At 48.4% G+C, this 9920-nt stretch carries 7 protein-coding genes; 1 reads left to right on the top strand and 6 read right to left on the bottom strand.

Going from position 1 to position 9920, the window contains the following annotated elements; translation table 11 throughout:
* Positions 1-413 precede the first annotated feature (413 nt).
* From dusB to EKM99_RS13980, 6 genes are all read right to left on the bottom strand, one after another.
* Complete coding sequence (gene dusB, locus EKM99_RS14005) at positions 414-1433, bottom strand: tRNA dihydrouridine synthase DusB (protein WP_125584018.1); 1020 nt, start codon at positions 1431-1433, stop codon at positions 414-416.
* A gap of 8 nt (positions 1434-1441) precedes the next feature.
* A complete protein-coding gene (gene hslO / locus EKM99_RS14000) occupies positions 1442-2329 on the bottom strand; it encodes an Hsp33 family molecular chaperone HslO (protein WP_125584017.1) in 888 nt (295 codons plus the stop codon).
* Between the two features lie 129 nt (positions 2330-2458).
* The gene (gene ftsH / locus EKM99_RS13995) at positions 2459-4564 is read right to left on the bottom strand and encodes an ATP-dependent zinc metalloprotease FtsH (protein ID WP_125584016.1); all 2106 of its coding nucleotides are present in this window, start codon (positions 4562-4564) and stop codon (positions 2459-2461) included.
* Positions 4565-4671: 107 nt separating this feature from the next.
* The gene (hpt, locus tag EKM99_RS13990; RefSeq protein WP_125584015.1) at positions 4672-5214 is read right to left on the bottom strand and encodes a hypoxanthine phosphoribosyltransferase; all 543 of its coding nucleotides are present in this window, start codon (positions 5212-5214) and stop codon (positions 4672-4674) included.
* Between the two features lie 16 nt (positions 5215-5230).
* Positions 5231-6598 carry a tRNA lysidine(34) synthetase TilS gene (tilS, locus tag EKM99_RS13985; protein ID WP_125584014.1) on the bottom strand — a complete coding sequence of 456 codons (1368 nt, stop codon included), beginning with the start codon at positions 6596-6598 and terminating at the stop codon, positions 5231-5233.
* 68 nt (positions 6599-6666) lie between these two features.
* Positions 6667-7230: a S1 domain-containing RNA-binding protein gene (locus EKM99_RS13980; protein WP_125584013.1), complete on the bottom strand. Its 564-nt coding sequence runs from the start codon at positions 7228-7230 to the stop codon at positions 6667-6669.
* 517 nt (positions 7231-7747) lie between these two features.
* Here EKM99_RS13980 and EKM99_RS13975 point away from each other — a divergent pair.
* Complete coding sequence (locus EKM99_RS13975; RefSeq protein WP_125584012.1) at positions 7748-9625, top strand: DUF2207 domain-containing protein; 1878 nt, start codon at positions 7748-7750, stop codon at positions 9623-9625.
* Positions 9626-9920: the final 295 nt, after the last annotated feature.

The following is a 9920-nucleotide window of genomic DNA, read 5'->3' as shown; positions in this document are numbered from 1 at the left end:
ATACCAAGTATCAAACCGCCCTACACATATTTGGTTTGTCGAAACAATGTTCAGTTTTCAAAGGTCTACCAAGTTATCAGAGAAGCAAATGCTCCGTGACAACTTTTAAAGTATATCATGTCGGTTAAAACGTGTCAACATCTTTTTTCAACTTCTTGAATATTTATTCAACATTCATTTTATTGAAGAAATCTGCCATTCGTCTTTATGACAACATAAATCATTGTATCAGTTACGGTTCAAAGCGTCAAGCATAAATCTCAAATGATGATTAACTATTCAACAATCTATTATTTATGCATTACTCGTCTCAAATCAGCAACAGGTAATATCTTATCAATTATCCTCACTTGGGTCAAGGGGATTTCCTAAAAAAATCAAAAAAGGTGAAATCGATTGATTTCACCTCACTACTAACCTTCATTTGTAAAGCGTTGGACCGGCGTTCGCTGGTCCCTTAACGCAAGCTTAGCCAAGAACTGATCCAAAATAATAATCATGACCGTCTCGTCCACTGCATCCGTTAAGGCAACCTTCGTCCGAGCTGCATGCGGGATACCCTTCAAATAGTAAGCCACCTGATTGCGAAAATCACGCGGTCCCGCTTCTGGTCCCTTGGCCACACACAACTTATGCAGGTGCTCCTTCGCAATGGCTACCTTTTCATCCGCTGTGGGCTCCGGCAAAAGGTCCCCCGTCGCCAGGTAATGTGCCACGCGCCGCAGTAACCAGGGATTGCCCTCAACTGCCCGACCAATCATGACCGCATCGACTCCCACTTCATCCAGCATCCGCTTGGCATCCTGAGGAGTTCGCACATCACCATTTCCCATGAAGGGTATCGACAGCTGGCTCGCCACTTGCGCCAAGATTTCCCAATCCGCATGGCCTTGATACATCTGCTTACGGGTGCGGCCGTGCATGGCCACCGCGGAAGCACCTGCGCTCTCGGCCGCTAGCGCATTTTCCACCGCATAGACGTGACGATCATCCCAACCGGTCCGCATCTTAACCGTCACTGGCTTCTTAACTGCTGCAACGACTGCGGCCACCATGTCATGCACCTTTTGGGGGTCCAGCAGCCATTTGGCCCCGGCATCCGTATTCACGACCTTGTTCACGGGACACCCCATGTTAATGTCGATAATATCTGCCGGTGTGTGCTGGTCAACGTACTGTGCTGCCTGCACCAACGTCTCCTGGGTACCCCCAAAAATCTGAATGCTCATGGGATGTTCCCGCGGGTCCACAGCCATCATGTCCAGCGTGCGCTGATTCTGATAGTGAATGCCCTGTCCCGAAATCATCTCACATTCGACCAGCCCGGCGCCAAATTCCTTACAGATCTGACGGAAGGCCACATTGGTCACGCCTGCCATGGGCGCAACCACAACCCGATTGGGGATTTCCACGTTACCAATTTTCCAGCTCATCTTGCGGCCTACTTGGCTTGAGCCTGCGTTAAGATGGTCCGCAAGTCGTCTTCAGAGAACTCATACTTTGTGCCACAGAAATGGCAAACGGCCTCTGCGCCATGATCCTCATCAATCATTTCTTGTAGCGCATCTGGCTGAATGGATGCCAGGGACTTGGCAAAGCGGTCCTTGGAGCAGTCACACTTAAAGCTAACGGGCATCTTCTGCAAAATCTTAATCTTCTCGTCCTTGAACAGCAGTTGCAGAATTTCTTCTGGTGTTTGCCCATCTAACAAAAGTTCTGACACCATTGGCATTTCCTGCAGGCGTTTTTCCAACCGAGAAATGGCTTCGTCCGTAGCACCAGGCATGGTCTGAATCATGAAACCGCCGGCAACCTTCACCGTATTGTTAGGTTGGACAAAGACGGACACACCCACGGCACTCGGAATCTGTTCGGACTTCGCCAAGTAGTAGGTAAAGTCTTCCCCTAATTCACCCGAAACCAAAGGTACTTGCCCCGTGTAAGGTTGGCCCAGTCCCTGATCCTTGGTGACCGTCAGCATCCCGTTAACGCCCACGGCTTTTTTAACGTCGATCTTGTGCTTCTCGTTTAAAGGTAAACTGATGTGCGGATATTGTAAGTAGCCCTTCACCGTTCCATTAGCATTACCATCCGCCACGATAGCACCGACTGGGCCGTGGCCATTTACCTTGACCGTTAAGTTCTCTTCCCCCTTCAATAGAGAGGTTGAGAGTAACATGGTCCCGATTAACGTCCGTCCTAAGGCTGCCGTCGCCGCACTCCAGGTATCGTGCCGCTGTTGCGCCTCCGCTACCGTCTCCGTCGCATCAACCACGTAAGCGCGGAACATCCCATCATCAATTAAGCTTTTTACTAAATAATCTGCCATTCGTTTAAAACGTCCTTTCATTCAATTCATCATGCCCTACCTTACCAGAATCCTGTCCATTTGCAAATAGTAACCCGCGGCCCACTGGACAGCAAAAGAGCCATGACAATTGCCACGGCTCTCCAGTGATTATTCAGAATGGTCGGTGTCGTCAGGATCATCGGCTGCCGAACTAGCTGCAGAGTCAGCCTGTGAAGACTCACTACTTGCGGCGGACGAAGCTAACTTGGCTTCCGTAGAAGCTTGACGTTCTGCTTCGCGCCGTTCTAATTCGCGCTTAGATTCTTCAAACGTTGCGGCCTTTTCGCTTGGAAATTCGTTGTTGCTGTCCTTTTCAGGCATCTTCCCAGTGTTAAACAAGCTGAGAATTTGCTTTTCGTCCAGCGTTTCGTATTTCAGCAAGGCATCCGCAATAATCTTGTGTTCTGCTTTATGTTCCTCGAGAATCTTCCGGGCAGTATCGTGCGCTTCCCCGATGATCCGACGAACTTCGGTGTCAATCAAACTAGCCGTATGTTCAGAGTACGTTGGTTGGCCAGGGTAGCCAGCACCAGCGAATGGTTGGCCGCCAGCACTTTCCAGTGCAACAGTCCCTACCGCGTCACTCATCCCATATTGGGTGACCATGGAACGGGCAATTTGCGTTGCCTGTTCAAAGTCATTGGAGGCCCCGGATGATTCGGAATGGAAGATTAACTCTTCAGCAGTCCGCCCACCCATTAAGCCGGCAATTTGTTCCATGGCATCCTTCTTGGACATCAGCATTTGGTCTTCCCGTGGGAGCATAATTGCATACCCGCCGGCACGACCACGAGGGACAATCGTCACCTTGTGAACGACACGGGCGTCATTTAAGACTAACCCAACGATGGTATGCCCAGCTTCATGGTAGGCAACCGTCTTGCGTTCCTCAGGACTAATGACCCGGTCCTTCTTAGCAGGCCCAGCGATAACCCGGTCCTCAGCTTCATCTAAGTCAGAAGCATCGATCTGAGTCTTGTTCCGCCGTGCCGCCAATAAGGCAGCTTCATTCAAGAGGTTTTCCAAGTCGGCCCCGACGAATCCAGGGGTTTGCTTAGAAATTTCCTTCAAATCAACGTCGTTAGCTAACGGCTTGTTCTTGGCGTGAACTTTAAGAATCGCTTCACGACCCTTAACGTCTGGACGACCAACTAAGATCTTCCGGTCAAAACGACCTGGCCGCAGTAAAGCGGGATCCAGCACGTCCGAACGGTTGGTAGCGGCCATCACAATGACGCCTTCACTACCAGTAAACCCGTCCATTTCAACCAGCAATTGGTTCAACGTTTGTTCACGTTCATCGTGGCCACCGCCCATGCCGGCACCCCGTTGACGACCAACCGCATCAATTTCATCAATGAAGATGATGGAAGGAGCGGCCTTCTTGGCCTGATCAAACAGATCCCGGACACGACTGGCCCCGACACCAACGAACATTTCCACGAAATCTGAACCAGAAATCGAGAAGAATGGTACCGCAGCTTCACCAGCAACGGCCTTCGCCAGCAACGTTTTACCAGTACCAGGCGGGCCCTCTAGTAAGACCCCAGATGGGATCCGGGCACCTAATGCCACAAACTTACGCGGATTCTTCAAGAACTCGACAACTTCGACCAGTTCTTGTTTCTCCTCTTCCTCACCAGCAACGTCAGCGAAGCGAACCTTGTTCTCTTTGCTATCGGCTGGCTTGGCCTTACTTTTACCAAAGTTCATGACTCGGCCGTTGCCGCCACCTTGGCCGGCTTGACCCATCATCATGTAGAAGAAGAAGAAGAAAATAACTAGTGGCGCTACGTAGACTAACAAGTTAATCCAGAAGCCACTCGACTCTTCTGCTTTGGTGTTGACCTTGACATTATGATTCTTGGCGGTCTTGTCAATCTCGGAAACCGTCGAGTTATTCGTTAAGACCTGCGTGGTGAACGTGGTCACAGCGGTACTTTGCGAACCGCCAAGACTAAAGCCCGTATTGGTTGTCCGCTTTTGCGCGTTCCGATACTCACCGGTAATCTTGTAAACTCCCCCGGAAGGTTGAATGGAGAAATTCTTGATCTTGTTCGCATTTAAATCTTTAACGAACTGACTCGATTGGATTTCTTGGGATTGTGAGCTGCTGTTGTTCCCGTTGAACAGGTAAACAACACCAATGACCAACAAGAAGATCACAATGTAAAATAGACTATTACGAAACAGCCCATTTCGTCGATTATTCATGTCGTGCCTCCTTACTCACAGTTCCCAGCATTTAGATAGGAACGAAATTTAGGGCGATTGCCCTTTGACTAAGTTAGATGTTATCACAATTGACTATCATTGACTAATTATTTATCTGAGTAAACGGATGGCTTCAAAACACCAACGTACGGAAGGTTACGATACTTTTCTTCGTAGTCCAAACCGTAGCCGACAACGAACTCGCTAGGGACGTTAAAACCAACGTAATCAGCCTTAGCTTCCACCACCCGGCCACTAGGCTTGTCCATCAGCGTGCAAACCTTGATGGACTTCGCGTGACGATCTTGCAAAAGGTCTTCCAAGTACTTCAGCGTTCGGCCAGTATCGATGATATCTTCAACTAACAAAATGTCGCGACCACTCACATCGGTATCCAAATCCTTCAAGAGCCGGATAGTCCCAGAGGATGCCGTGCCCCCGTTGTAACTGGAAACATCGATGAAATCAATGGTGGCATAAATGTCCATGTCGCGGATAACGTCGGTCATGAACAAGATGGCCCCCTTCAACACACAGATAATCAAGGGCGTCTTGTCTTTGTAATCCTCGGAGAGTTGTGTTCCCAGCCGTTTACAAGCTGCGGCGATGTCTTCCTCACTATATAAGACCTTCAAAATATCGTTATTCATGCTGTTCCCCTTTCGCCTATTCGCGTTTCCAGACTATGTGATAGTTTTTTGTGTGCGGTCGTGGTGGCCAGACCGACCACTTGACGCCAAGCACCGCCAGAACTTCCCCAGTCGCTGTGACCAAAACCGCTTGTTTCGGCCGTTGCTCTTGGGGAACCTTCGCATTGATCAACACCCGGCGAACCGATTGATGGTGACCCGTCGCGAGTCGTAAACGATCAGTCGGTTGCCACGAACGCACCGTTAACGGTAATTGCGTTAACGTCAGGGCAACCGTGTTGTGCGGAGATTGTTTCTGGAGATGACTTGCCGGCAAGAAGCCGAGTTGCCAGCCGTTACCAACTGACCGCCATTGGTTTAAGTCTACCATAAAACTAAAATGTTCCACGGATTTTTCCTCGAATTTTTTCGGTTGTAAAAATTGAAACGTCGTATAGCTTTTACAGAATACCCAACCTTGCCCAAAATCGACTCGACCAGTGGGCCGTTGGTCATTGGCTAACAAGTCCAGGCACTGCTGAATCAGGGATTCCCGGGTTGATTCTCCCGGGGCCACTCGTTTGATTAGTCGTGCTAACAAGAGCGTTTGCTCACTAGCCGGCCGGCGCAATAATCGGTCAGATTCCCCGGTCAGTGGCGTCCATTGACTGACAATCGCAGTCAATTGCGTATCCAGCGCGCGATCCGCTACGGCCAACGTGGCCGCCAACTGGTTCGCATAGTCCCGTAAATGTTGTCCGACCTGCGGATTTTCCCGTTGCAGGGCTGGCAATAACTCGTGCCGCACACGGTTGCGACTGGCAATCAGCGCCTGATTACTGGCATCCTCATACCAGGGAATCGCATGCTCCCGGGCGTAGGCAATCAACTGGGCCTTGGTAAACGGCAGCAGGGGATGAATCACCTGCCCCGTCGCCAACGGTCGCTGGGATGCCATGCCCGTTAACTGAGCCAATTGGCCACCACGAATCAGCTTCAACAGAATCGTTTCCGCCTGCTCGTCGGCCTGATGTGCCGTTGCCACCCAGTCCGCGGATTGCAGTTGTAGCTGTTGCGCGAAGAACTCGTACCGAAAGTCCCGGGCCGCTGCTTCCGTTCCGTGTTCTGGGTGCTGATCAATTGGCCAAATATCCTGGGTGAACGGCACGTCGTGAGCTTGACACCATTGCTTGAGAAACGCTGCCTCCGCCGTGCTCTGCTGCCGTAACTGATGATTCACGTGCACCACGGCTAGTTGGGGGCGTTGGGCCACCGGCAAGCTCAATAAGAGGCTCAATAGGACCATTGAATCGACCCCAGCGGAAACGGCGACCAATCCCCGTTGTTGCGGATTGGCCCACCCCTGTTCCTGAAAATGCTGGTGAAATGCCATTTCGAGCGTCACATTGCCGCCTCCAATTTCCGATTGTGACGAAAAAGGGCCGCACGAATGCGGTCCTGTTCAAAGGTGAATTAACTGCGCCGGCCACCACGACCGCCACGTTTGCCCTCGGTGTTACGTTTAATGGTTGCCAGACGATCCTCACTTTGCTTCAAGAATCCTGACATCAAGTCGTCAAAGTTTTCTTCTTTAGGCGCATGATGGCTCGAAAACCGGCCATTCGCTGAACTGTGATGGGGACGGGAACCATTATTTTCAAATTTCCGACCGTGACCGTGGTCTTCACCACTATGATTGCCACCATTGCCATGGAAATCACGACTACCGCCACGATTGTTGTCGTGATGGTTATCATGATGTTCACTGCTGTGGCTGTGATGTGGCCGTTCTGACTCTGGGTGGTCCGTCGCTTTACGAATCGACAAACCAATCTTACCGTCGTTACCCACGGTTAATACTTTAACCGTTACTTCGTCACCAACGGATAAGACGTCATGAATATCCTTCACGTACCCGTCAGAAATTTCACTAATGTGCACCAGCCCGGTCTTGTGGTCACCTAAATCAACAAATGCACCAAAGTTCGTAATTCCGGAGACCTTTCCGGTAACTTTAGCTCCAACCTCAATTGCCATAAACAAGAAGTTCCTCCTTAAAATAAGTGCTTTCAGTATAACACAATTCTCGTCATTCCCACACGTTCCTAAAAAAAAATAAAGTCCCTTGACCAACTTTTTCAAATGCGGGTAAAGCCCGTTAGATTAACTTCTGGACTAACTAGTCGACCGCAAAAATCATTTAAGGTCACTGGCTAAACTTGCCAGCTTACCGTTCTGTGAATTTAGGCTGGGCCGCCGTGGTCAGGACAAGTGTGGTAGAAAGCGATTAATGCTCGAAAGCAACCATCTAACACGTATTTCGGTAGCACAAAATAGGCGGGCTGAGCCTAATTTTGGCTCACTCACGCCTAAACAGATGTTGCCTAATTATTATGGCCAATTTTACTTGTCAGAATTTAGGGGCGAATTTTATATTTCAGGTGTGAGGTTAATAAACTGTATTCATCCAACTCTCCTCAAAATTGTCTCCATCAACCATCCTAATCGCCGATATGCTAGACTGACCCTGAATAATAAGAATGGGGGGAGAGCCATGAATAAACGTTGGGCAACGTGGGGACTTATTCTTTTATCAATCTTTTGGAGTGGCATTTTAAGCCCTGTGACGGCTAAAGCTGCAGATAATTACACAATTTCTCCCTTTCAGATAAATGCTAAAATTTTGAAAAATGGGGATGCCAATGTAACAGAAACTATGACTTACCACTTTGAGGCCGACTATTATGGTGCCTATAATATCCAAGACATTCGCGGTATTCAAGGTGGATCTTCAACCTCTGTAAGCTATCAGCTGAATAAAGGTCGCCTTGTTACAGCACGTGCCTCAAAGACAAAGAACATAGGTACGTATTTAGTCAGTCAGACAAAACAACGAATCAAAGTGAAACTGTACCGACCGGTAAATGTTGATGACCAACTAAAGGTTATCTATCGGTTTCACTTACGTGGCGTTGTAAAAAACTATCGCGATACGGCCGAATTAAACTGGAAAATGATTGGTAAAGCTTGGGAAGTGCCACTTAATAATGTCAAATTAACCATTCAATTACCTGAAAGGAACATTAAGGGCTTACAAGCATGGACACATGGCCCCTTATCTGGGTACACTTATGTCAACCCAGGCGCCGGACGGATAATAATGAAAGTAGCCAACAATCCGGCCAATAGCTTTGTTGAAAGCCATCTCCTTTTTCCAAAACAGGTTACTTCGTTAAATCAAAATCGCAGTAACCAGCTACGCAAGAAGGCAGCACAACAGCAAGAAGCAAAGTTGGCTGCCACGGCAAATGAACAACGTGCAAAGCTAAGGTTGCGCCAACTAATCGGGTATTGGGGGTTACTTCTTCTCATAATTGCGTCGACCATCATCTCTTGGTGGTGGCTAAAACGACATCCTTCCAGCCATAATCCTAACCCCATCCCGTTAAATCATTTCTTTGAGGTTCCTGACATTTCTCCAGCACAGTCAGAAGCACTTTTAGATTTTCGCGCCCCTAATTCTGATGCTTTAACCGGTGACATTATGGCTGCTGCTGGCCGTCATGAAATTACAATAACAACAGATCAACTAGACCAGGATCACAATGAAGTAGTCAGATTTACTCAAGTAAAGCCCGCTGATAACGCCTTTCTGCAGCAGTGCTTTGCCACATTAGGTAACCAAAATAATAGCTTTACTCTGACGGATCTCGAAGATTTTTCCGAAAATGACAAGAAGGGACACGTGGGCGACTGGTTCCAAAAGTGGCAGGATCAGATTATCTCATCAGTGATGGCGTACCAGAACAGCGCAAATATCCTCTATCGTCAACGGATGTGGTGGTTTGCGATTTCTATAACTGTTTTGACCGCCTTTTGGCTCGTTTTTGCCTTTGTGATTGGACATACCGAATTAATCTGCGCCATCGCTGTAAGTATCTTATTATTATCCGCAGTCTGGGGGTATGTATTCAGGCATAAGAATGTGCAAAGATATAATAAGCATGGTTTACAACTTGCCAATGAAGTCCAAGGTTTTCAACGAATGCTCAAGGATATTGGTCACTTTAACACAGCCAAAATTGGGGATCTCGTTCTATGGGAGAAAATTCTTCCTTACGCAGCAGCGTTCGGTCTATCTAAACAAGTTACTGAACAACTTTCCTTTGATTTCGGACGCGAGACAATTCGTACAACTATGGTCGATTTTTATCCTATCTACTACGCGGTCTCTTTGGGCCAACCATTAGCCAATACCATAAGCCGTAGTTTAGGCAATTCAATCCAAACGGCAGATAGCTCTTCATTTGCATCGTCAGCTAGTGGCCGTTCAGGTGGCTTCTCAGGTGGAGGTGGCTTTGGTGGTGGGTCTGGTGGCTTTGGTGGTGGGTCTGGTGGTTTTGGTGGCGGATCTGGCGGTGGTGCGTTCTGATTTATGGTCAAATAAATTTGATCACCACCTTTTTGCCATAACACCACAAATAGGATTCTCTAAGCCGCCGTAACTGTCGTCGAAGGTGAGAATCCTATTTTGTCTATGATACCAAGACTAGTAACCGACCGTATCAAGGTAAAATAAAGAAGATGGCATCTTCAAAAAAGCGAGGACGCCATCTTCTTTATTTTGCCTCGGTACGGGTGGGTATTAGGTACTTACCGCTATTCGAAATAAAAGTCGGCCACTACATAGATAACTACAGGTAGTGGCCGATTTAGGAATCGGCATT

Origin of the sequence: Levilactobacillus cerevisiae, assembly GCF_003946245.1 — a bacterium.
GTDB classification, from domain to species: domain Bacteria; phylum Bacillota; class Bacilli; order Lactobacillales; family Lactobacillaceae; genus Levilactobacillus; species Levilactobacillus cerevisiae.
This window is presented reverse-complemented; position numbering and strand designations above follow the sequence as displayed.

Coding starts and splice junctions, on each gene's coding strand:
- hslO (WP_125584017.1), bottom strand. CDS start 2,329: ATGGCAGATTATTTAGTAAAAAGCTTAATTGATGATGGGATGTTCCGC.
- EKM99_RS13975 (WP_125584012.1), top strand. CDS start 7,748: ATGAATAAACGTTGGGCAACGTGGGGACTTATTCTTTTATCAATCTTT.
- hpt (WP_125584015.1), bottom strand. CDS start 5,214: ATGAATAACGATATTTTGAAGGTCTTATATAGTGAGGAAGACATCGCC.
- ftsH (WP_125584016.1), bottom strand. CDS start 4,564: ATGAATAATCGACGAAATGGGCTGTTTCGTAATAGTCTATTTTACATT.
- EKM99_RS13980 (WP_125584013.1), bottom strand. CDS start 7,230: ATGGCAATTGAGGTTGGAGCTAAAGTTACCGGAAAGGTCTCCGGAATT.
- dusB (WP_125584018.1), bottom strand. CDS start 1,433: ATGAGCTGGAAAATTGGTAACGTGGAAATCCCCAATCGGGTTGTGGTT.